Here is a 21,038-nt window from a genome sequence, read left to right on the forward strand (position 1 = left end):
AAATTTTGGGCAGGTGACAAGTCTGAGGTTTTGATAATAACCGCTAGGCTTGCCGAATCCGTTTTGATCCATTTGGCTTGCAGAGACCGCTTGCGGCCTTTATCTTGGCGAGTCGAATCGCAGCTGTCGTCCCATTGCATCGGGGCAGGTGAAAAATAGAAAAATAGGACGATAGCCGATGGGGTCAAGCCCACCTTTGGGGCGGGCTTTGTGTAAAGCCCTGCCTTTTTTATTGCTCGCCGCGTTCAATGGCCCTGTCTGGGCGGGAGAGGGCGCAAGCATTGATACGAAACGGGGCGAATACCTGACGCAGTTGGGAAACTGTCAGAGTTGCCATACCCGTAAGGACGGCTTGCCCTTCGCCGGTGGCGTAGCCTTTATCACTCTCTTCGGTACGCTTTACTCTACTAACATCACGCCTGAAAATACGACTGGTATCGGTGCCTGGAACGACGACCAGTTTCTCAATGCCATGCATAAAGGCATACGGCCTGATGGTGCACATCTGTACCCGGCGTTTCCCTATACGGCTTACACCCAATTATCCCGTAACGACGTTCTGTCTATCCTTGCGTATCTAAGGTCCCGGCCAAGCGTTGTCTATACGCCGCCTGCCAATGAGCTGCGTTTTCCTTTCGATCAGCGTTGGATCATCAAGGGCTGGAAGCTACTCAATTTCCGTGAAGGCCGTTTCAACGAGGTTTCTTCGAGCGAACAGATCAACCGTGGCGCTTATCTGAGCGAGGCGCTAGGGCACTGTGGGGAATGCCATACGCCCCGTACTTGGAGTCAGGGGTTGGATCGCTCTCTACACTATGCCGGTGCGCGCCAGCAGGGATGGACGGCCTGGAATATCACGTCTGACCCTCGTGGTATCGGTGGCTGGAGTGACGAAAAGCTGATGAATTACTTGCGAAATGGTCATCAGCGTGGGGAGGCGGTAGCGGGCGGACCCATGGCACAGGTTGTCAGCGGTAGCCTGCGGTTTTTGACGGACGAAGACCTGCGGGCCATGGTGGCGTATTTGCGTAGCGTGCCTGCAAAGCCGGGCACCGTACCGGCACATGCTGAAATAAGCGTAAAGCCGGAAACGCAGGGCAATACGGACGCCGAAGCGTTATTCGTGTCGCTATGCGAGAGCTGTCATCATCCCGATGGACAAGGGCTGGGAGGGCCTTATCCGCGCTCTTTTCCAAACTACTCGGCTGTGCGCGACCCGGATGGAACAAACCTCATTCGTGTCATGCTTGAAGGGATTGAGCGAAAGGGGATGCAGGATGAGGCTTTTATGCCCGCCTATCGCGCATTCTTGAATGATGATCAGATTGCGAGTCTGGCCACTTATATCGGCCACCGGTTCGGTGGCCATACCCATGTGTTTTCGGCTCAGGATGTAGCCCGTCAACGAGAAGCAGGAGCCGGGCAATGACAATCCATCAATTGAATGTCAACGGCGCGGCTTACGAGGTCGATGTCAATCCGCAGGTGCCACTGTTGTATGTACTGCGCAACGAGCTGGGCATCATGAGCCCTAAATTCGGATGCGGTCTTAGTGAGTGTGGGGCTTGCACGGTTCTGGCAGACGGTCGCCCTGTACGCTCCTGCTGCGTGCCGGTCGGCTCACTGGCAAGCCAGGCTATCGTGACCGTTGAAGGCCTGGGCACGCCAGACCGACCACACCCTCTGCAGCAGGCGTTCATCGATGAGCAGGCCGCGCAATGTGGGTATTGCATTCCAGGCATGTTGATGAGTGCACAGGCATTGCTCTCTCAAAATACCTCGCCAACCGACGAGCAGGTCAAACGGGCGCTTGCCGGTAATCTGTGTGGATGCGGAACACATACGCGCATCGTCAAGGCAATCCAGCGTGCCGCAGGCCTCATGCGCCAGGGCGAGGAGCGCTTATGACTTTTCTGGTGTCGCGCCGTTGTTTTCTCCAAGGGCTATCCGCTCTGGTGGTAGGGTTCAGCTTTGACGGTGTTCGGGCTGCCGAGTTATTGATGCCTGACCTTTCGGCTGAGCAGATGCAGAAAACCTTGGACGCCAGGCAGCTCGACGCCTGGTTGGCTATTCGCCAGGATGGCCGCGTCATTATCTATAGCGGCAAGGTGGAGCTGGGAACCGGGGTTGAGACCGCATTGCGCCAGATCGTGGCAGATGAATTATGCGTCTCGTTCGAGTCCACTCGCTTGATTCAGGGTGATACCCAGTTAACGCCCAACCAGGGCATCACGGCAGGGAGCAAGACGATTCAGGTGGGTGGTGCCCAATTGCGTCAGGCTGCCGCTTCAGCCCGGCATTATCTTTTTAATGAGGGGGCACGTCGCCTGGGGCTCGATACATCGGTGCTCGATACGGTGGATGGGTGTGTGGTCTACCGAGGCGATCCAGCAGGCCGTTATATTCGTTATTCCGACCTGCTGACGCAGGGGGCCTTTGAACGTTCTGTAGATAAGACTGCTAGTGTTCGAGCGGTCGAAAGCTATCGAGTCGTCGGTCAGTCCATACCGCGAGTGGATATTCCTGCCAAGATTTTCGGCCAGTTTCGTTACATTCATGACCTAACTGTCCCAGGTATGGTGCATGGGCGGGTGATTCGTCCTCCGATAACGGGCGCCAGCCGTCTGGATGGATTAAAAATCGAGCACCTCGATGCCAGCGAACTACCGGCAGGCGCGCAACTGGTCTATGAAGGCAACTTCGTGGGTGTGGTTGCAGAACAGGAATGGGTGGCCATGCAGGCTGCCCGTGCGCTCAAAGTGACGTGGAGCTATACCTCCACGTTGCCGAACCCTGGCGATTTGTACGGCCGCTTACGCCATGTGGCCGGCGAGCCTGAGGTGCTGGTCGAGCAGGGCGATGTCATCAAGCATATGGGACAAGCTGTCCAGGTTATCTCGGCTGAGTACCGCTGGCCTTTTCAAAACCACGACTCGATTGGCCCTTCGTGCGCTATTGCCGATGTACGAGCTGACGCGGCAACCATTTGGTCAGGTACTCAAGGCATTTATCCGTTACGGTCGGCTTTGGCCAATCTGCTAGGTATGGACGAACACGCTGTGCATGTCATTTATAGTCAGGCTTCAGGGTGCTATGGACATAATGGGGCGGACGACGTCGCGGGTGATGCTGCGCTGCTGTCCAGGCACTGTGGTCGTCCGGTACGTGTGCAGTGGTCCAGGGCTGACGAGCATGGTTGGAACCCTAAGGGTCCGGCTATGCTGATGCAGCTGCAAGGAGGGATGAACGAATCCGGTGACCTCGTGGCGTGGCACTTCCAGAACTGGACGCCTACCCATGTCACCCGGCCCAGCGCCAAGGCGGGGGCTGCTTCCCTGTTGGCCGGTCAACTCTCCCGGGGACTGGCCGTCCAGGGGCCCAACGCAGGGGGAGACCGTAACGCGCCCACCAGTTATACCCTCGTGAACTGTCGGGTTGAAACGCACTGGATCGACCCTTTGAGTTCGCCGCTACGGCCCTCTGCACTGCGTGGTCTGGGAGCGGTAGCAAACACCTTTGCCAATGAGTCCTTCATGGATGAGCTGGCCTGGACCGTGTCGGTTGATCCCTTGGCGTTTCGACTGCGCTATCTGCAGGATCCTCGCGGCCGTGCCGTGCTTGAAGCGGCCACCCGGCAGGCTCGCTGGACGCCTCGACAGCAGGGTCCTGATCGTTGGAAAGGCCAATCCGCACAGGGCCGCGGGATCAGTTACGTTCAATACGAGAACGAAAATGCCTATGTGGCCGTAGTCGCTGATGTGGATGTCAGTTCAGCCGGAGTAAGGGTCAGACGCGTGACGGTTGCCCATGATTGCGGGCTCATCATCAACCCGGACGGTGTTAGGAATCAGATTGAGGGGAATGTGATTCAGGCGATCGCCCGTACACTCAAGCAGGAAGTAACGTTCAACCCTACCGGTGTGACCAGTCTTGAGTGGGGAGCCTATCCCGTGTTGGCCTTTCATGAAGTGCCAGAGATTGACATCGTCTTGCTCGATCAGCCGGACCAGCCTTCTGTTGGGGCAGGTGAAGCAACGTCTGCTGCAGTGCCTGCCGCTATTGCCAACGCGGTATTCGATGCGACAGGGTTACGGCTGCGGCAGGTACCTCTGACAAGAGCGCGCCTGACCAATGCCATGCACGCATAAGCCTTCTTACTGCTGACCGCCGGGCACCAGGACCTCATGACGATCCGTCTCCAGCGCCTGCTCTTCTGCCTTCCAGGTCAGGTTGAAGCGCTCGGCAACCGTAAAGCGCTCGTCGATGAAGTCCCAGCGCTCTACCTCCACGCATTTGGTTTCACCGTTGCCTACGATCAGTCGATTGAAGGAGTTGGGTGCACTGCCACGTACGCGAGAGGAGAGCGTCGTGCCTGCCTGCACAATCCATATCTCTCGGGAAAGCTCAGGGTACTGGCCGCTTAGGGGAAGAACATAAGGGAGGTGGATATGGCCTCCCATTACCAGGTCTAGGCCGGCGTCGGCCCAGGCGGTAAGCGCATCTCCTGCAGCGCCCTGCAGATTGCTCAAGTCACTCAGAACCATGGCGCCAAAGGGTTGATGTGCTACAACGATGCGCAGCTTTTCCTTTGAGGTCTTGTTCAAGCGGTCGACGACGCGTTGAATCTGCTCGGATGTAACCGCTCCGTCCTTGCGCCGCTTGGGGTGCGTAGTGTTCAACCCAATGACCAGAAGATCTTCATCTTCATAGGTAGGCTCAAGGTCGTTTCCAAAATGACGCTGGTAGTTGGCATAGGGCGTCATGAAGCGGGCAAAGAGGTTATAAAGCGGAATGTCGTGGTTGCCTGGTATTACCAGGGTAGCTGGAATGCCATATTTCTCAAGACGCTGCACGTAAGCCAGCCCGGCTTCGAACTGCTTGTCACGGGCTCGCTGTGTGATATCTCCTGAAAGAATCAGCAAGTCGGCGCCATGTTCACGTACGTGATCTTCCAGCGCATCAAGTACGGGTTGTTGTTCGGTACCGAAGTGAGTATCGGAGATTTGCAGAATCGTTGTCATGGGAAATGCATGCTGTCAGTGTGAAGTTACGACGCTAATGGGCGGCGAGAATTCGATTGTCTGGCCTGATTTAACGGTTAAGAGGCTGTAAGTGGTTAGGCAATTCCACTTGCATGGGCGTCTTGAGTTAGCCGTTATTCGTTTAAACGTTCAAACGGCATTATCGATGAAAAACGACACCGATGTTCCTTCGCATGGTGCAAGGAAAAATATGTGATGTTTTTATCCAAAAACTTGCGGACAGTTTCTCATCATTGAGCAGTAATCTGCTGCCGCAGCTTGTCCCTATCAACGATTAGCAGTACTTCATGGCTCACGATTTGTAACATATCACGGGCGTTTTAGACGTCATCGCTTCCCGGATTTTGGTCTGGTTACAAACCTGATTACTGATTTCTCACCGGAATGTGCGGGTACCTTCAAACAGGAGGTGTCTGTAGGTTAATGGAAGCGCATCGCTATGAATCAAGCGTGGAAGATTGAGGTGGAAGGGCGCGCGCTTAACGAGGCGTTGCGGCGTGGGATAATTGCGCTGGGTTGGCCCAAGCTGGGCGATCTGCGGGCTTATCCTGATGAAAAAGCAATCAAGATCAAGCTTTCCGAGTATACGACCCAGCATAGTGAGTCAATGTTGGATACGTGGGCGTCGGCGCTCAAGACGCTGACCCACGACATCAGGGTAGGCGATGCCTTAGTCGTGTATGACCACAGGACGCGTCAGTACTGGCTGGGACATGTTACAGGTGGGTACAGCTATGATCCGCATGAATGCGAGGAGTGGCCCAACCTGAGACAAGTCAGGTGGTATGCACAGATTCCCCGTGCGCAGCTCAGCGTCAAGGCGCGCAATGCATTGAATGCGGTGCAGGGCTGTCAGTTGCGCCAGGAAATCTGGCAGCAGCTCGACTCACTCAGCCGTGGTGATTTTCAGCCGGGCGAGCAGGAGGCCGACACTATCCTGAGTGCTCGACAGAATATGGAAGCACAGGCTCGCGAACTGATTGCTGATCGGCTCGATCGTCTTTCCGAGGCGCAGATCATCCAACTGGTGTCCGGTCTGGTACGCGCCATGGGATTTATCACCAAACAGCCTCCTGCGTCCAGTGGCAGCCTGGCTATTGAGGCCTCCCTGGATGGCTTGGGTCTGCATCCCCCTCATGTAAAGGTCCAGGTTCAGCATCGTCACGGTATTGTAGGCGGTGAGACTTTGCGAGCGCTTCTGAACTGTCTGAAGGCTGACGACAAGGGTATTTTTGTCAGTACATGCGGCTTCAGCCAGGAGGCCATCTATGAGGCCGAGCGCGCCGGTCAATTGGTGGCTCTGATGGACATGGATCAGTTAGTCGACATGCTTCTGGTGCATTACGAGTCTCTGGATCTGGAGCTGAAATCTCTGATTCCCTTGACACGGATCTACTGGCCAGCCTCCTGAACGCAGCAGAAATAAAAAAGCCCCGGCACTGGCCGGGGCTTTTCACGATGACCTGTTACTCTTCAAAGTGCCAGGCATCGTAGAGTTCGCTGGCAGAAGCGCTTGCCACTTCCTTGCGTGCCTTGAGCCAATCGGTCAGGGCCTGACGGTCTTCCTCGGTGGGCGAGCCGTAGCGCTTGTTTGCCATGATAGTGCCTTCGATCCAGGTTTCGCCGAAGCCACCCATGTAGTCCAGGTTACGGGACTCGACGAAATCGACGAAATCGCTCAGCAGCGCTTCTAGCGCTTCGTCTTCAAGCGATTCCTTGAAGTCAGCCTTGAGCTCGAATGCCAGTTCCTGGAACTCGCCCAGATAGAGCTTCTTGCGGATACGGCGCTTCATGCGGCTAAGACGGGGATCGTTGGCAGTAGATTCGGACATAGGGAGACCTGTAGCTCGATAACTTCATGGCCAGCCAAAGGGTTTGACTGGATGGAAAGCGGCGCATTATCACCAGCTTCAGCCAGCATGGCTATCAAATATGATAGCGCGGTGACGATAAAGCGAAATGAATCTGTCGCGCCGGTGGATTTTTTGCGCAAAGATTTATCCCCATTTGCCATGACTTTCGTTGACGCTCCCAGGGCTTGCCCGTAACCTGCGCGTCTGCTTGAGGTGCCTCGTGACATGGGTCGACGAGGTGAAACAGGGAAGCCGGTAGCAAGCCGGCGCTGCCCCCGCAACGGTAGGTGAGTTGAACGTCGCACAGGCCACTGGACAGCTGTCTGGGAAGGCGCGGCGGAGGAGTTTTCCGCTCACGAGCCCGGAGACCGGCCTCAGGCGTTACACGGCAATGCGGAGGGCATTGATCGTCGCACAGGGCTAATGGTGTTGTGCGTCGTTGCCTCGTCTGTATCCTTGCGGAGCAGATCTTTCCGTTCGCCTCAGCCCTTGCCTGAAGGAGAGCGTCATGAGCGATACCCCAGAAACCCCCACCTCGTTACCCGTCGATAATGCGCGCAATGAGCGCCACCGCGAGCGAATGGTCCGTAAGAAAGCTGTCATGGACGAGCGGATCGCCAATGCACAGAATGAGCGAGGCTTGCTGCTGGTACACACCGGTATCGGCAAGGGCAAGAGCAGCTCTGCCTTTGGCATGGTGGCCCGAGCCTTGGGGCATGGACTGAAAGTGGGCGTCGTACAGTTCATCAAGGGACGCGTCAGTACCGGTGAGCAGATGTTCTTCCAGCGGTTCCCCGAGGAGGTCCGTTACCATGTGATGGGCCAGGGATTCACGTGGGAGACCCAGGATCGTCAACGGGACATCGAAAACGCTGCCAGTGCCTGGGCTGTGGCCAAAGCATTATTGAGTGATCCTGAAATAGCACTCGTAGTGCTTGATGAACTGAATATCGCATTCAAGCATGGCTACCTGAAAGTTGAAGACGTGCTGGCGGATATCGAGGCGCGTCCGGTCTCCCAACACGTTGTCGTAACGGGGCGCGGTGCACCGCAGGCGCTGATCGACGCGGCTGATACCGTCAGTGAAATGGGCTTGGTCAAGCATGCCTTCCAGAGCGGCATTCGCGCCCAGAAAGGAATCGAATTTTGAACCTGCATGATCATCGTCGGTGTCCGGCGCTCCTGGTTGCCGCGCCGGCCTCCGGCCAGGGCAAGACCAGTGTAACGGCAGCCCTGGCACGTCTGCATACAAGACAGGGCCGCAAGGTCCGTGTATTCAAGTGCGGCCCGGACTTTCTCGATCCCATGATCCTGGCCCGTGCGAGCGGTGCGCCGGTGTACCAGCTTGACTTGTGGATGGTAGGGGAGGAAGAAAGTCGCCGGCTGCTATGGGAAGCGGCAGGCGAAGCTGATCTGATCCTTATCGAAGGCGTCATGGGGCTGTTTGACGGCACGCCGTCTAGTGCGGACCTGGCACGTCGCTTCAATGTGCCGGTACTGGGTATTATTGAGGCGACCGGCATGGCGCAGACCTTTGGGGCATTAGCCTACGGTCTTGCACATTATCAGGCGGATCTGCCCTTTGCTGGCGTACTGGCCAATCGTGGCTCCAGCGCCCGGCAGACCGAGCTGCTCAAGGCCAGTTTGCCAAGCGGTATGCGCTGGTTTGGTGCCTTGCCGCGCAACTCGGGTATCGAGTTGCCGAGCCGGCATCTTGGGCTGATCCAGGCTGACGAGTTGTCGGATCTGGATGCACGTCTGGACGCTGCGGCCGATGCCATTGCTGCCAGTGCCGATACCTCACTACCGGAGCCTGTGCTGTTTCAGGCCCCTATGAAGAAGAGCGTCGAACCGCTGCTGGCAGATGTACGCATCGGGGTGGCACGCGACGCGGCACTGTCGTTTCTGTATCAGGCGAACCTTGATCTTCTACGCGCCATGGGCGCTGAGATTCGGCATTTTTCAGTGTTGCAGGACCAGCAGTTACCGGAAGTAGACAGTCTCTACTTGCCGGGCGGTTATCCTGAATTACATATTCAACAGCTGTCTGGAAATACCGCCATGCAGTCTGCTATTCGGGCGCATCATGCCGCAGGCAAGCCCATTCTGGCCGAATGCGGGGGGATGCTCTATCTGCTGGAGCGCCTGGCTGACAAGACAGGCGAGCAGGGCGAGATGGTTGGACTTCTTGAAGGGGAAGCCACCTTGCAGCCACGTCTTACTGCACTGGCGCTGCAAAGTGTTGCCTTCGAGAGCGGCACCTTGCGTGGCCATACGTATCATCACTCATCCTTGGAATCGCCACTGGCTCCAACGTTGCGTGGTATCTGTCCCAATGGCAAGGCCACGGCGGAGTCGGTGTTCCAACAGGGCCGCCTGACTGCCAGCTACATTCACTTCTACATGCCATCCGCCCCCGAAACGGCGGCTGCCCTGCTAGCACCATGAATCCTCACGCCTTTCCTTCCGCCGAGCAGGCCGGCGTCTATCGTGCTATCGCCGAACGACGTGACATGCGTCATTTCAGTGGCGGCCATGTGCCGGAGGATCAGCTGCGGCGGCTGTTGAGCGCTGCTCATCAAGCGCCAAGCGTAGGCCTCATGCAGCCATGGCGCTTCATGCGCATTACTGACCAGGGGCTGCGTGCCGAGCTTTACCGGCTGGTCGAGTCCGAGCGTGTCTGCACGGCAGAGGCGCTGGGTGAGCGTAGCGATGAATTCATGCGGCTCAAGGTGGAAGGCATAAAAGAGTGTGCCGAGCTGCTGGTGGCTGCCCTCATGGAGGGGCGAGAAGCCCATATCTTCGGACGCCGTACGCTGCCTGAAATGGACGTGGCATCGCTGTCTTGTGCGATCCAGAATCTATGGTTGTCCGCCCGGGCGGAGGGGCTTGGGATGGGGTGGGTTTCGCTGTTCGACCCGGCTGCGGTGGCTGAACTGCTGGGGATGCCTGAAGGCAGCAAGCCGCTGGCCATCCTGTGTCTTGGGCCTGTCGAGGCCTTCTACAATCAGCCCATGCTGGTCGAGGAGGGTTGGCGAACGGCTCGCCCGTTGGATGAGCTCGTGTTTGAAAACCGCTGGGGTTCTGTCAAGGAGACTGAAAAGACATGATTCTGGCCCTGACCACCTTTTTAGGTGTGCTGCTGGATACGATACTGGGCGAGCCTCGACGTTGGCATCCTCTGGTGGGATTTGGTCGGTGGGCAAACGCGCTGGAGCGCCGTTTCAATCCAGGCGGTGGCGGCTGGCGCAGTCACGGGCTGACGGCCTGGTGCATGGCTGTACTACCGTGGGTCGTCTTGGTAGCGCTACTCGATCAGATTCCCTACGTAGGCTGGCTGGTTGAGGCGCTGGCGCTGTACTTCGCGCTTGGCCTTAAAAGCTTGGGCGAGCATGCCAAGCCCATCGCGCTGGCGCTACGGCGTAATAACCTGGAGGAGGCGCGGCGGCGTGTTGGCTATGTGGTCAGCCGGGAAACCCGTGAGCTGGATGAAGAGGCTGTCGCGCGGGCAGGTACGGAATCCGTACTGGAAAACGGAAGCGACGCTGTTTTTGCGGCTCTCTTCTGGTTTGTCCTGTTAGGCGCCCCGGGTGTTGTTCTATACCGCTTGGCCAATACGCTGGATGCCATGTGGGGCTATCGCAATACCCGCTTCGAACGCTTTGGCTGGGCGGCTGCACGCATAGATGATGGGCTCAACTACGTGCCGGCGCGTCTGGTGGCATTGACGTATGCACTGTTGGGTAACTTTGGCTCCGCTCTGCATTGCTGGCGAACACAGGCGCCTCGTTGGGACAGTCCCAATGCCGGTCCGGTCATGGCGGCGGGCGCCGGTGCGCTGGGCGTGACACTGGGTGGTCCAGCGCGCTATCACGGCGAGCTACATGATCGGCCTGTTCTGGGATTAGGGCCTGCACCCACAGCGCACAGTATCGATATGGCAATGCTGCTCGTCCGTCGGGGAGTCATGCTCTGGATGGCAGTTATCGTACTGGGAGGCGTGATCAGTGCTTGAGCATGGCGGACGTCTGCGCAAGGCTGCGCAGCGTTATGGTATCGCGTTGGAGGATTGGCTGGACCTGTCGACAGGGCTTGCGCCTATGCCCTGGCCAATACCCCACATACCGTTATCAGCCTGGGCGCGTCTGCCCGAGACAAACGATGGCCTGGAGGAGGCTGCTACTTGTTACTACAGGGCTCCACGGGTGCTGCCTGCTGCCGGCTCGCAGGCGGCCATCCAGGCTCTTCCCACACTTCGTCCTGAGGGGCGAGTAGGCGTACTGGCACCCTGTTACGCCGAACACGAGCAGGCCTGGGAGCGAGCAGGGCATTATGTTGTACCCCTATCACTCGACGATGTAGAGGCAGCGCTAAGCACGCTTGACGTCTTGGTTCTGGTCAACCCGAACAATCCTACCGGACAGCTTATCGAGCCTGAGCGGCTGCTCCGCTGGCATGCCAAGCTGACCGACCGGGGTGGTTGGCTTGTCGTGGATGAGGCGTTCATGGATCTCTCTCCCGCTTACAGTCTGGCTTCATGGGCGGATCGGCCAGGATTGATCGTACTGCGGTCTTTCGGGAAATTCTTCGGTCTTGCCGGTATCCGTCTGGGCTTTGTGCTGGCTGAAGCGAACTTGCTGGAGCGACTGGACGATGTTTTGGGCCCTTGGACAGTCAGTGGTCCAGCTCGGGCCGTGGCACGTGAAATTCTGCTCGATAAGCGTGGTCATGACCGGCAGCTCAAGAGGCTTGCGACGGCAGGGCAGCGCCTGGCTGATGTATTGACCGCTCACGAGCTGGTCCCTGATGGCGGATGCGGTCTGTTTCAATGGTTGTCTCGACCCGATGCTGAGGCGCTTCATGAGTTCCTGGCCAGACGAGCCATTCTCACGCGTTTTTTCCCCTCAATAGCGGGCATCCGCTTTGGTCTTCCCGGTGACGAAGCCGGGTGGATGCGACTCACCCTGGCTTTGCAGGCATACAAGGATTCCTTATGACAACCGTGATGGTGCAAGGCACCACCTCCGATGCCGGCAAGAGCACCTTGGTCGCCGGTTTATGCCGCTGGCTCAAACGCCAGGGAGTGGCTGTCGTACCGTTCAAACCACAAAACATGGCTCTCAACAGTGCCGTCACGGCAGACCATGGTGAGATAGGGCGCGCCCAGGCTGTACAGGCTCAAGCCTGTGGAGTCGCGCCGCATACAGATATGAATCCCGTGTTGCTTAAACCCAATACGGACATCGGCGCACAGGTCATTATTCATGGTCGTGCAGTGGCTACGATGGATGCCAAGACCTATCACGGCTACAAGCGTATCGCTCGCGAAGCGGTGCTGGAATCCCATGCGCGTCTGGCCGGCCGATACGAGGTGATCATGGTGGAAGGAGCAGGCTCGCCCGCAGAGATCAACCTGCGTGAAGGCGATATTGCCAACATGGGGTTTGCCGAGCGCGTGGACTGCCCGGTTATCCTGATCGCCGATATCGACCGGGGCGGTGTCTTCGCCCATCTCGTGGGCACGCTAGAGCTTCTTAGCGAGTCGGAGCAGCAGCGTGTAGCCGGTTTCGTCATCAACCGTTTCCGCGGCGATATCGCATTGCTCAAGCCGGGCCTGGACTGGCTGGAAGCGCGGACGGGCAAGCCGGTGCTGGGTGTTCTGCCTTACTTGCACGACCTGCATCTCGAAGCCGAAGATGCGGTCGATACGCGACAGATCGCCAAGCGGGACGAGGTTATCCGAGTAGTGGTGCCGGTGTTTCCACGCATCAGCAACCATACTGACTTCGATCCGTTAAGGCTGCATCCCCAAGTCGAAATCAGTTTTGTAAGACAAGGTCAGGCGCTACCGCCTTGCGACCTGATCATTCTTCCTGGGTCAAAAAGCGTGCGAGGCGATCTGGCCTTCATGCGCAAACAGGGGTGGAATACTGATATTCAACGGCATCTCCGTTATGGAGGACGCGTGCTGGGTATTTGTGGCGGCTATCAGATGCTGGGCCGTACCGTAAGTGACCCGCTCGGGTTGGAAGGTGATCCAGGTGACAGCACAGGTTTGGGCGTGCTCGACATGAACACCGAGCTGGCCGCTGAAAAACAACTCCGTAATGTCGCGGGGTGCCTGGCGGCTACCCGGTCTGCCGTAACAGGGTACGAGATTCATGCGGGAGTCACCGAAGGGGCCGCCTTGGAGCGACCTGCCATTATCCTGGATGATGGTCGCTGCGATGGCGCACTGAGCGAAGACGGGCTGATCATGGGAACCTACCTGCATGGGTTGTTCGAGTCGCCTGATGCGTGCACCGCCTTGTTGCGCTGGGCGGGGCTGACCACGCCTGAACGTGTCGACTACCATGCTTTGCGCGAGCGCGATCTCGAACGGCTGGCGGACTTGGTCGACCAGCATCTGGACACCGCGAAATTGCGTGCTTTATGTGGAATAAACCAATGAAGGAATTGATTCTGGGGGGCGCGCGTTCGGGCAAGAGTCGCCTTGCAGAAAAATTGGCCACTGACTCAGGTCTGGATGTCATCTACATTGCGACGGCCCAGGCCTGGGACGGCGAAATGCGTATCCGAATTGCCCAGCATGCCGACCGCCGCCCCGTTGAGTGGAGACTGCTGGAAGAGCCTCTTTATCTAGCTGCGGTGCTGCAAGCTCATGCTTCGACTGGGCGCTGTCTTCTGGTGGATTGCCTGACCCTCTGGCTGACCAATCTTCTAATGGCAGAGGATGCCACTATGCTCGCCCGGGAGCGAGCGGCCTTGCTGGAAGCCCTATCCGAACTACCAGGCCATATCATTCTGGTCAGCAACGAGACTGGCATGGGAGTAGTGCCGCTGGGTGAGCTAACCCGGCGCTATGTTGATGAGGCGGGCTGGCTGCACCAGGCGCTGGCCGAGCAGTGTGATCGTGTTGTGTTGACCGTGGCAGGTTTGCCAATGACGCTCAAAGGAGCTTCTTTATGACGCAGTACTGGTGGCAGGCACCCTGTCAGCCATTGGATGAGCGGGCCCGCCAGTTGGCGACGGCCCGCCAGGCGCAGCTTACCAAGCCGCGTGGCGCTCTCGGGCTGCTGGAGCAGGTTGCGATTGATCTGGCGGCGATGCAGGGACGTGAGCGGCCTGTTATCGAGCATGTGGCAATCAGTGTCTTCGCGGGGGATCACGGTGTCGTGGAGGAAGGTGTGTCTGCCTATCCTCAGGCGGTGACAGGCGAAATGCTGCGTAATTTCGTCGGCGGTGGCGCTGCTATTAGTGTCCTGGCGCGTTCGCTCAAGGCTCCGCTGGAGGTCATTAATCTAGGAACTGCCGAGCCCATGGAGGCGTTGCCAGGCGTTATTGATCGTCCTCTTGGTCCAGGTACGGCCAACTTTACTCGCGAGCCGGCCATGACTGTTGCTCAATGCGAGGCAGCTCTGCAGGCAGGACGAGACAGCGTCCAGAAAGCCAAGGCAAGCGGCGCTCAGCTGTTTATCGGTGGTGAGATGGGGATTGGCAACACCACAGCGGCCAGCGCTATGGCTTGTGCATTGCTGGAAGCTTCACCCCTCGCGATGACGGGGCCGGGAACCGGACTCGATGCAGATGGCATCGCCTTGAAGGTCGCGGTTATCCAGCGTGGTCTGCTACGCCATGCAGAGTCATTGAGTAACCCACTAAAGGTGTTGCGCCGTCTGGGTGGCTTCGAGATTGCCGCGTTGACCGGCGCTTACCTTGCCTGCATGCAGGAGGGGGTTCCGGCGTTGGTCGATGGGTTCATCAGCTCTGTTGCCGCCTTGTGCGCCGTACGAATGAGCCCCACCGGGCGTGAGTGGCTGCTGTTTGCTCACAGCGGAGCCGAGCCGGGCCATGCACTTGTGCTTGAAGCACTCAACGCTCAGCCGCTGATTGAGCTGGGGCTGCGTCTGGGGGAGGGAAGCGGTGCAGCATTGGCGGTGCCCTTGCTTCAGTTGGCGTGTCGCCTGCATGGCGAAATGGCGACCTTTGCCGAGGCCAGCGTATCGGATCGCCCGGCATGAGCCTGTTTCTGTTCAGACATGGGGAAACACAAGGGCCGGGCGGTTTTCGCGGGCGTCTGGATCATCCACTGTCGGAGCAGGGGTGGTCCAGTATGCGGGCCGCGGCCTTGGCATTACCGCCATGGGAGTTGATTATCAGCTCGCCCCTTGAGCGGTGCCGAGCCTTTGCCGAGTGGCTGGCGAGTATGCAGGACGTGGAATGCAAACTTGAGCCTGACCTGCGCGAGTTGGACTTTGGCGATTGGGAGGGGCGTACCGCTGCCGAACTGATGGAGGGTCAGGCTGATGCCCTAGGCCAGTTCTGGGCTGATCCCTACAGTTTTACGCCGCCCAATGGAGAGCCAGTGGCCACGTTCGAACAGCGTGTCCTAGGCGCCATGGAGCGTATAGTCAGGCGTACAGCGGATACGCGCGCACTAGTGGTAACCCATGGCGGCGTTATCCGGTTGTTGCTGGCACGGCAGCAGGGACTACCTCGTAAGGATCTGCTTCAAGTAGAAGTTCCTTATGCCAGTCTTCATGCTTTTGAGGCGTCTGCTTTGAGCGACACGTACCCACCATGCTGCCCTTCCTGATTGCCCTACAGTTCTTGACTCGTCTGCCGGTACGCCTGCCCGGCATGCCTCCACCCGAGAAAACCGGTGAGTCTTTATTGTGGTACCCCATGGTAGGCGTGCTGGTGGGTACCATTTTATGGCTGCTTGGCAACCTGCTCGGGCAAGCGGCTCCGGTATTGCAGGCCGCTATTGTTCTGGCTGTATGGGTCGCGCTGACCGGTGCGCTGCATCTGGATGGCCTGGCGGACACGGCAGATGCCTGGATCGGTGGCTTTGGTGACCGTGAACGCACCCTGACAATCATGAAGGACCCTCGCTCCGGCCCGATTGCGGTCGTTGCAGTGATCATTGTGCTCTTGCTCAAGTTCGCGGCGCTTTACGTACTGCTTGAGCACCACCAGTTGGATGCCGTCCTCCTAGTTCCCTGGCTTGCGCGAGTTGCTCTGCCTGGACTGCTACTCGTGACCCCTTACGCAAGGCCGGGAGGCTTGGGTCAGGTGCTGGTCGATCACATGCCGAAGCGGTTGCTGCGCCTTGTACTGGCCGCCCATGTCATCGCCATGTTGCTCGTGATACGAGAAAGCTTGATCGCTTTGCTGATGGCAGTGCTGCTCTTTCTGTGGCTTCGTCGAGCATTCATGACACGCCTGGGCGGGACTACTGGCGATACGGCGGGTGCGCTGGTCGAGTTGCTTGAGTGCGGTGTTCTGGTTGCGCTAGCCCTGACGAGTACCTGAATAAAAACGCCGCCTCAAGGGCGGCGTTTTTTCATACGTGTCTATCAGAAGCGATAGCTGACCTGAGCGGCCAAGCCATGGGCGCTGTTTTCAACCTTGGCACTGTAGGCCGGCTGTAAAGCAGTCGCTTCACGATTGATCGAGGCCTTGTCTTCCCATAGGTAGGCATAGGCAATATCAACGGTCAGATCAGGCGAAGGTGACCAGCCTGCACCAATCGATACGGTCTTGCGATTACCCACCGGAATACGCACGTTGCGGTATTCGTTGTCGGTTGGCGACGGATCGATTGCGAAACCAGTGCGCAGTACCCATTGGGGGTTCAGCTGATAGGAAGCACCGATGGCATAGGACCAAGTGTCGTGCCATTTGAGTTCTTCATCCACTGTGCCAAGGACATTGCCCAGAGTAGGTACTGTAGGCGTTCCACTGTTTTGTACTTCCAGCTTGTCTAGACGGCTCCAACGGGTCCAGGTTGCGCCACCGTATAGTGTCCAGCGATCGTCAAGCTTGTAAGTAAAGGATGTATCCAGCGATTCAGGGGTAGTGATATCCAGCTCGGCATCGTACTTGCCATTCAGCGGGCTGATCAGACGATTTACGACGGGAGACAGACTGGACACGCCACTGGCCTTGGTATGGCCCTCCAACTTGTATTTCACTTTGGAGTGGTAGGTGACCCCGACCGCTAACTGATCCGTTACATCGGCCAGCACGCCAATGTTGTAGCCCAGCGCAACATCATCGCCCTTGATTTTGACTTCCGCATCACCGCCACCCAAGGGCGCAAGGGACAAGTTGCTTTCCAGCTTGCCAGCGATTCGGTTGATCGTAGGACCAAAGCCAACGGATACGCGGTCATTGATCTTGTAGCTCAGCGTTGGTTGGACTGTAATGACCTCAACCTTGCTGTACGATCCGTGATAACGACCCTGGAAACTATTTTCATAGTCACTGATCAGCGCGTAGGGTACATAGATACCCAGACCAAAGTGCCAATCATCATTAAGTGGTGTTACAACGTAGCCGAACGGAACGGCGGATGTCGGCACCATATCCCCTTCGTTGGTGCCACGCGCATTCGAACGCACATTACTAAAATCGCTACTGGCATCAATTACGGCCGCTCCGCCGCTGATTTCAGTACGCTTGAGCTTGGACATGCCAGCCGGGTTACCAAAAACGGTCGAAGCATCCAATGCAGAGGACGAACGACCGGCAAAGGAAGTCCCCATGCCACTGGCGCTTTGCTCGTTGATGGCAATGCCGTTGGCAAGGCTAAGGCTAGAAAAACTGGCGACAGCCAGCGCAATTGCTGTTTTCAACCCTGTTGTTTTCATTGTTAGCGCAACTCCAGAAGATGACGCGGGCGGAAACTATCAGAACGGTGACCTTTTACCAACAGCCACGACGAGCGTATCGCTCAAAAAAGGTTTTAACAGTCTATTGGCCGTTATTCAAAAAAGACTACCGGGTCATACTCAGGCTACCTGGTTCCACGTCTCGCTGCAGCGCTGCCAGGCCATGTGAAAGTCGTGAAGGCGGCCTCTAGGATTGAAAACCTTACGCCATAACCGGGCCTGCCCTTGATGGTCGTCAGGCTCCGGTAAGGGCAGGCGTGATTCTTCGATCATGAGCCAGGCGATTGCTGTGGCATAACGAAGGTTGACGGTCAGCTCCAGATGAGGCGCCCCGAAAAAGGCATGTTGACTGGCTAGGCCTCGGACAAGGCTGGCTAGCTCAGGGTCGCGGGCCAGATAGTAATCCCAGAGAGCAGCATGCCGTTCGGCGGAAATTCGGTAAATACCGTGGTATTGCTGTGTTTCAAGCGTGGCGCCTAGCGCAGACTGCGTGGCGGCGGTGGCCAGCAGCATGGCCTCTGCTGCCAGGGAATAGCGGTCTAGATAGACCAGGGTGGGACGAATAACATACTGACTCAATTCGCATGCAGCGATTCCCATGGCTACCTCATCACTAAGACAATGACCCGCTCGAGTCGAATGCCTGGTCGGTTGATGTTGTTTTCGTGTAGCCCCGACTTCTCTTGACGTTAGGCCTTGAACTTCAAGTTTAGCTTTAAGTTTCGCACGTAAGCCTAAGCCCTTAGACGATTTTGAAGTTTTCATCCCTGCCCATATTCCGCTTGGTCACGTTAGACTCATGCCGCCAGGTTCGGATAGCGGTCGCCTCGGCAGGCTGGTGCCTGTCTGGTCATGCCGTGCAGCCTGCCCTATGTTCTAAGACAACGAAGCGCCTCAAATGTGGCAAATCGGGACGCTTGATAAGCATTAAGCGGCTTAATCTGGGCCTTTGATCTGCCTGAACGCTTCAGGATGGATATACTTCCGGTAACAGTACTGGAGGATTTACGTGGCTCTTGCTATCCAATGGCTCAAAGACGATGCCAGCCTTGCTCGACAATGCGCGTTCTGGCGCACCTTGCCCTTCATCGTGCTCGACACCGAGTTCATGCGGGTCGATACCTTCTATCCCATTGCGGGCCTCCTTCAGGTCGGCGACGGGCAGGGCGCTTTTCTGATCGACCCATTGACGATCAGTGACTGGGCGCCGTTGTCTGGGCTGTTGGAAGACAAGCAGGTCGTAAAAGTCCTTCATGCCTGTAGTGAGGACCTTGAGGTTCTGCTCAAGCTGACCGGAAGCCTCCCCGAGCCGCTATTCGATACGCAGCTGGCGGCTGCCTATCTGGGGCTGGGCCATTCGATGGGATATTCGCGTCTGGTACATGAACTGTTAGGTATCGCCTTGCCCAAGGACGAGACACGCTCGGACTGGCTTCAGCGACCACTGACGGAGCTACAGGAGCGCTATGCCGCGGCTGACGTGGAGCATCTGGCGGAATTGTATCTGGCGTTGTCTGAGCGCCTGGATCAGACGAAGCGGGGATGGCTCTTGGAAGATAGCCGTGAGCTGGTAGCCAACCTTAAGCAGGAGTCGGACCCCTATCAGGCGTATAAAGATGTCAAGCTGGGCTGGCGTCTGTCACGTCAGCAGCTGGCTGTGCTAAGGGCCATCTGTGCGTGGCGCGAGCAGGAGGCAAGGTTATGTAACCAGCCTCGCAATCGTATTGTGCGCGAGCGCTCCCTGTGGCCTCTGGCGCGACTTCAGCCCAAGGACAAGGTCGCGCTGGCCCGTATCGATGACATGCATCCTCGTACTGTACGTCAATACGGCGATCACCTGATCGAGCTGATCAGCGAGGCCGCCAAGACGCCTCCGGATCAATGGCCTGAGCCGTTATCCGAACCGCTGCCTCCAGAAATCTCACCGATTCTGAAAGACCTTCGTCTCATTGGCCAAAATGAAGCCGAGCGCCTGACCATGGCGCCTGAACTCATGCTGCGAAAGAAAGTGCTGGAAGCCTTGATCAAGAGTGGCTGGCCGGATGGTCAATATGTTTTACCCGACACGCTGCGCGGATGGCGCCGCGAGTTGATGGGGCAGGCCTTGCTGGATCGCCTGGCTGCCTTGCGAACCTGATGTTATCCGGAGTACCCATGAAACGAATCTGTTCCATTTACAAAAGTCCGCGCAAAAGCGAAATGTACCTCTACGTCGACAAGCGTGACGGGCTTGCCCGCGTACCAGAAGGGTTGATTACAGCCTTTGGTACCCCTCAGCTTACGTTTGAATTCGTTCTTACGCCGGAACGACAGCTGGAGCGCGAAGACACTGCAAAGGTTTTGGAAAATTTGGAGAAGCAGGGTTATCACCTGCAGATGCCACCACCTCAGGAGGAGTACATTGAGCATCTGCCTGAGCATTTGCTGCGTATGAACGACCCCGTGTAACGCGACAGTCACCACCACTGCTTGTCAAGGAAAGACCAGATCATGCGTTTCTTGTTGTTGGAAGACAGTTATCAGGACTATTTCACCGCGTTGCATGGGTTGGACGCCTCTCTGGAAATAGTCGGAGGTAATGATCCGGAAAAGGTGGCAGGCGTGGCTGCCGAGTGCCAGATCTGGCTAGGGCAGCCAGATCTCGTCGCAAAGCTTCTGGATCAGGGGCTCAAGCCCTCATGGGTTCAGTCCACCTGGGCGGGCATCCGGCCGCTACTGGCCTCCGGGCTAACGCAGGACTATGTGCTCACGCGCGCAGTGGGCGTGTTCGGGCAGCTGATGAGCGAGTATGTGCTCGGCTATCTGCTTGCCCATGAGCGCTGTCTCTTGGAGCGCGCTCGAAAACAGGCGGATCGACTTTGGGAAGCCTGTACCCCCGGCTCGCTGGCAGGGCGACGTGTTCTGATTGTCGGGGCCGGTGACATTGGCCAGGATGTAGCACGCTTTCTAGCGCCTTTTGGAGTTGAGCTCTACGGTATTGCCAGAAGCCCGCGCGCACTGCCCGGCTTTCTTGACGTGCATGGTCTTGAGGACTTGAGTCGTGAGGCCTCGAAAGCTGACTACCTCATCAACCTTTTACCTGACACTTCGCATACGCGTGATCTCTATACGCTGGACCTGTTCAAACAACTGAAGCCTTCGGCACTGTTCGTAAATGCAGGACGTGGCACTGCCGTTGTGGATGCCGATCTGGTAATAGCATTGGAGCAGAAATACCTGGCCGGCGCCGTGCTCGATGTTTTTCGAGAGGAGCCGCTGCCTGAGACTCATGCGTTCTGGTCGGCGCCTGGACTGATCATTACCAGCCATACCGCGGCAGTGTCTTCGCCCCCTTATATTGCCCGACTCTTTGTTGAAAACCTGAGCCGCTACCGCAACGGAGAGGCATTGAAAGGGCGGGTGGATTTCAAGCAAGGGTATTGATTGCGTGCAGAGCCGGCCTATTCTTAAGCCGGCTCTGTGGCGGC

Annotated in this window: 21 protein-coding genes and 1 riboswitch; of the genes, 17 read left to right on the top strand and 4 right to left on the bottom strand. The window is 57.4% G+C overall.

The window, feature by feature from the left end; all coding sequences use genetic code 11:
* The first annotated feature begins 178 nt into the window (after positions 1–178).
* The 3 genes from EAW52_RS10085 to EAW52_RS10095 are packed head-to-tail and all read left to right on the top strand — an operon-like array spanning position 179 to position 4,148.
* On the top strand, positions 179–1,429 hold the full coding sequence (locus EAW52_RS10085; RefSeq protein ID WP_256680776.1) for a cytochrome c: 1,251 nt from the start codon (positions 179–181) through the stop codon (positions 1,427–1,429).
* Complete coding sequence (locus EAW52_RS10090) at positions 1,426–1,908, top strand: (2Fe-2S)-binding protein (protein WP_122042300.1); 483 nt, start codon at positions 1,426–1,428, stop codon at positions 1,906–1,908. Before EAW52_RS10085 ends, EAW52_RS10090 begins: the two co-directional genes overlap by 4 nt.
* Complete coding sequence (locus EAW52_RS10095; protein WP_122042301.1) at positions 1,905–4,148, top strand: molybdopterin cofactor-binding domain-containing protein; 2,244 nt, start codon at positions 1,905–1,907, stop codon at positions 4,146–4,148. Before EAW52_RS10090 ends, EAW52_RS10095 begins: the two co-directional genes overlap by 4 nt.
* Positions 4,149–4,154: 6 nt before the next feature.
* Here EAW52_RS10095 and EAW52_RS10100 read toward each other — a convergent pair whose 3' ends face one another.
* Positions 4,155–5,021, bottom strand: coding sequence for a metallophosphoesterase (locus EAW52_RS10100; RefSeq protein ID WP_122042302.1), 867 nt, complete (start codon positions 5,019–5,021; stop codon positions 4,155–4,157).
* 460 nt (positions 5,022–5,481) lie between these two features.
* Here EAW52_RS10100 and EAW52_RS10105 point away from each other — a divergent pair, with 460 nt between their 5' ends.
* Positions 5,482–6,453, top strand: a complete 972-nt coding sequence (locus EAW52_RS10105; protein WP_122042303.1) for a restriction endonuclease — start codon at positions 5,482–5,484, stop codon at positions 6,451–6,453.
* A 55-nt stretch (positions 6,454–6,508) separates the two neighbouring features.
* Here EAW52_RS10105 and EAW52_RS10110 read toward each other — a convergent pair whose 3' ends face one another.
* Positions 6,509–6,874: a YggL family protein gene (locus EAW52_RS10110; protein WP_010794739.1), complete on the bottom strand. Its 366-nt coding sequence runs from the start codon at positions 6,872–6,874 to the stop codon at positions 6,509–6,511.
* Positions 6,875–7,089: 215 nt separating this feature from the next.
* A riboswitch (cobalamin riboswitch) is annotated at positions 7,090–7,287 on the top strand.
* A gap of 116 nt (positions 7,288–7,403) precedes the next feature.
* On the opposite strand from EAW52_RS10110, the gene cobO reads away from it, so the two are divergent.
* From cobO to EAW52_RS10160, 10 genes are read left to right on the top strand one after another with little or no spacing between them, the layout of a single operon-like run.
* The gene (gene cobO, locus EAW52_RS10115) at positions 7,404–8,045 is read left to right on the top strand and encodes a cob(I)yrinic acid a,c-diamide adenosyltransferase (RefSeq protein WP_122042304.1); all 642 of its coding nucleotides are present in this window, start codon (positions 7,404–7,406) and stop codon (positions 8,043–8,045) included.
* Positions 8,042–9,343 carry a cobyrinate a,c-diamide synthase gene (locus EAW52_RS10120; RefSeq protein WP_177411900.1) on the top strand — a complete coding sequence of 434 codons (1,302 nt, stop codon included), beginning with the start codon at positions 8,042–8,044 and terminating at the stop codon, positions 9,341–9,343. The genes cobO and EAW52_RS10120 overlap by 4 nt, the downstream gene beginning before the upstream one ends.
* Positions 9,340–10,005 carry a 5,6-dimethylbenzimidazole synthase gene (gene bluB / locus EAW52_RS10125; protein ID WP_122042305.1) on the top strand — a complete coding sequence of 222 codons (666 nt, stop codon included), beginning with the start codon at positions 9,340–9,342 and terminating at the stop codon, positions 10,003–10,005. Before EAW52_RS10120 ends, bluB begins: the two co-directional genes overlap by 4 nt.
* Positions 10,002–10,910 carry an adenosylcobinamide-phosphate synthase CbiB gene (cbiB, locus tag EAW52_RS10130; protein ID WP_122042306.1) on the top strand — a complete coding sequence of 303 codons (909 nt, stop codon included), beginning with the start codon at positions 10,002–10,004 and terminating at the stop codon, positions 10,908–10,910. Before bluB ends, cbiB begins: the two co-directional genes overlap by 4 nt.
* Complete coding sequence (cobD, locus tag EAW52_RS10135) at positions 10,903–11,892, top strand: threonine-phosphate decarboxylase CobD (RefSeq protein WP_122042307.1); 990 nt, start codon at positions 10,903–10,905, stop codon at positions 11,890–11,892. The genes cbiB and cobD overlap by 8 nt, the downstream gene beginning before the upstream one ends.
* Positions 11,889–13,346: a cobyric acid synthase gene (locus EAW52_RS10140; protein WP_122042308.1), complete on the top strand. Its 1,458-nt coding sequence runs from the start codon at positions 11,889–11,891 to the stop codon at positions 13,344–13,346. Before cobD ends, EAW52_RS10140 begins: the two co-directional genes overlap by 4 nt.
* On the top strand, positions 13,343–13,864 hold the full coding sequence (gene cobU / locus EAW52_RS10145) for a bifunctional adenosylcobinamide kinase/adenosylcobinamide-phosphate guanylyltransferase (protein WP_122042309.1): 522 nt from the start codon (positions 13,343–13,345) through the stop codon (positions 13,862–13,864). The genes EAW52_RS10140 and cobU overlap by 4 nt, the downstream gene beginning before the upstream one ends.
* Positions 13,861–14,916, top strand: a complete 1,056-nt coding sequence (cobT, locus tag EAW52_RS10150) for a nicotinate-nucleotide--dimethylbenzimidazole phosphoribosyltransferase (RefSeq protein ID WP_122042310.1) — start codon at positions 13,861–13,863, stop codon at positions 14,914–14,916. The genes cobU and cobT overlap by 4 nt, the downstream gene beginning before the upstream one ends.
* On the top strand, positions 14,913–15,491 hold the full coding sequence (gene cobC / locus EAW52_RS10155) for an alpha-ribazole phosphatase family protein (RefSeq protein WP_122042311.1): 579 nt from the start codon (positions 14,913–14,915) through the stop codon (positions 15,489–15,491). Before cobT ends, cobC begins: the two co-directional genes overlap by 4 nt.
* Positions 15,476–16,210, top strand: a complete 735-nt coding sequence (locus EAW52_RS10160; protein ID WP_122042312.1) for an adenosylcobinamide-GDP ribazoletransferase — start codon at positions 15,476–15,478, stop codon at positions 16,208–16,210. Before cobC ends, EAW52_RS10160 begins: the two co-directional genes overlap by 16 nt.
* A gap of 44 nt (positions 16,211–16,254) precedes the next feature.
* Here EAW52_RS10160 and EAW52_RS10165 read toward each other — a convergent pair whose 3' ends face one another.
* Positions 16,255–17,550, bottom strand: a complete 1,296-nt coding sequence (locus tag EAW52_RS10165; protein ID WP_122042313.1) for an outer membrane protein transport protein — start codon at positions 17,548–17,550, stop codon at positions 16,255–16,257.
* A 141-nt stretch (positions 17,551–17,691) separates the two neighbouring features.
* Positions 17,692–18,171 carry a hypothetical protein gene (locus EAW52_RS10170; protein WP_010794727.1) on the bottom strand — a complete coding sequence of 160 codons (480 nt, stop codon included), beginning with the start codon at positions 18,169–18,171 and terminating at the stop codon, positions 17,692–17,694.
* 409 nt (positions 18,172–18,580) lie between these two features.
* On the opposite strand from EAW52_RS10170, the gene rnd reads away from it, so the two are divergent.
* Genes rnd through EAW52_RS10185 form a run of 3 tightly spaced genes read left to right on the top strand, consistent with a single transcriptional unit; the run spans position 18,581 to position 20,994 of the window.
* A complete protein-coding gene (rnd, locus tag EAW52_RS10175) occupies positions 18,581–19,708 on the top strand; it encodes a ribonuclease D (protein WP_122042314.1) in 1,128 nt (375 codons plus the stop codon).
* A 17-nt stretch (positions 19,709–19,725) separates the two neighbouring features.
* Entirely contained in the window at positions 19,726–20,019 is a 294-nt protein-coding gene (locus EAW52_RS10180) for a YcgL domain-containing protein (protein WP_122042315.1), read from the top strand.
* A 42-nt stretch (positions 20,020–20,061) separates the two neighbouring features.
* Positions 20,062–20,994 carry a D-2-hydroxyacid dehydrogenase gene (locus tag EAW52_RS10185; protein WP_122042316.1) on the top strand — a complete coding sequence of 311 codons (933 nt, stop codon included), beginning with the start codon at positions 20,062–20,064 and terminating at the stop codon, positions 20,992–20,994.
* Positions 20,995–21,038 lie beyond the last annotated feature (44 nt).

This window comes from Pseudomonas sp. LTJR-52 (assembly GCF_003691465.1).
Classification (GTDB): Bacteria; Pseudomonadota; Gammaproteobacteria; order Pseudomonadales; family Pseudomonadaceae; genus Chryseomonas; species Chryseomonas luteola.

Excerpts from the sequence above, each read along its gene's own strand:
- EAW52_RS10085 (WP_256680776.1), top strand. The coding sequence starts at position 179 with ATGGGGTCAAGCCCACCTTTGGGGCGGGCTTTGTGTAAAGCCCTGCCT.
- EAW52_RS10090 (WP_122042300.1), top strand. The coding sequence starts at position 1,426 with ATGACAATCCATCAATTGAATGTCAACGGCGCGGCTTACGAGGTCGAT.
- EAW52_RS10095 (WP_122042301.1), top strand. The coding sequence starts at position 1,905 with ATGACTTTTCTGGTGTCGCGCCGTTGTTTTCTCCAAGGGCTATCCGCT.
- EAW52_RS10100 (WP_122042302.1), bottom strand. The coding sequence starts at position 5,021 with ATGACAACGATTCTGCAAATCTCCGATACTCACTTCGGTACCGAACAA.
- EAW52_RS10105 (WP_122042303.1), top strand. The coding sequence starts at position 5,482 with ATGAATCAAGCGTGGAAGATTGAGGTGGAAGGGCGCGCGCTTAACGAG.
- EAW52_RS10110 (WP_010794739.1), bottom strand. The coding sequence starts at position 6,874 with ATGTCCGAATCTACTGCCAACGATCCCCGTCTTAGCCGCATGAAGCGC.
- cobO (WP_122042304.1), top strand. The coding sequence starts at position 7,404 with ATGAGCGATACCCCAGAAACCCCCACCTCGTTACCCGTCGATAATGCG.
- bluB (WP_122042305.1), top strand. The coding sequence starts at position 9,340 with ATGAATCCTCACGCCTTTCCTTCCGCCGAGCAGGCCGGCGTCTATCGT.
- cbiB (WP_122042306.1), top strand. The coding sequence starts at position 10,002 with ATGATTCTGGCCCTGACCACCTTTTTAGGTGTGCTGCTGGATACGATA.
- EAW52_RS10140 (WP_122042308.1), top strand. The coding sequence starts at position 11,889 with ATGACAACCGTGATGGTGCAAGGCACCACCTCCGATGCCGGCAAGAGC.
- cobU (WP_122042309.1), top strand. The coding sequence starts at position 13,343 with ATGAAGGAATTGATTCTGGGGGGCGCGCGTTCGGGCAAGAGTCGCCTT.
- cobT (WP_122042310.1), top strand. The coding sequence starts at position 13,861 with ATGACGCAGTACTGGTGGCAGGCACCCTGTCAGCCATTGGATGAGCGG.
- cobC (WP_122042311.1), top strand. The coding sequence starts at position 14,913 with ATGAGCCTGTTTCTGTTCAGACATGGGGAAACACAAGGGCCGGGCGGT.
- EAW52_RS10160 (WP_122042312.1), top strand. The coding sequence starts at position 15,476 with ATGCTGCCCTTCCTGATTGCCCTACAGTTCTTGACTCGTCTGCCGGTA.
- EAW52_RS10165 (WP_122042313.1), bottom strand. The coding sequence starts at position 17,550 with ATGAAAACAACAGGGTTGAAAACAGCAATTGCGCTGGCTGTCGCCAGT.
- EAW52_RS10170 (WP_010794727.1), bottom strand. The coding sequence starts at position 18,171 with ATGGGAATCGCTGCATGCGAATTGAGTCAGTATGTTATTCGTCCCACC.
- EAW52_RS10180 (WP_122042315.1), top strand. The coding sequence starts at position 19,726 with ATGAAACGAATCTGTTCCATTTACAAAAGTCCGCGCAAAAGCGAAATG.
- EAW52_RS10185 (WP_122042316.1), top strand. The coding sequence starts at position 20,062 with ATGCGTTTCTTGTTGTTGGAAGACAGTTATCAGGACTATTTCACCGCG.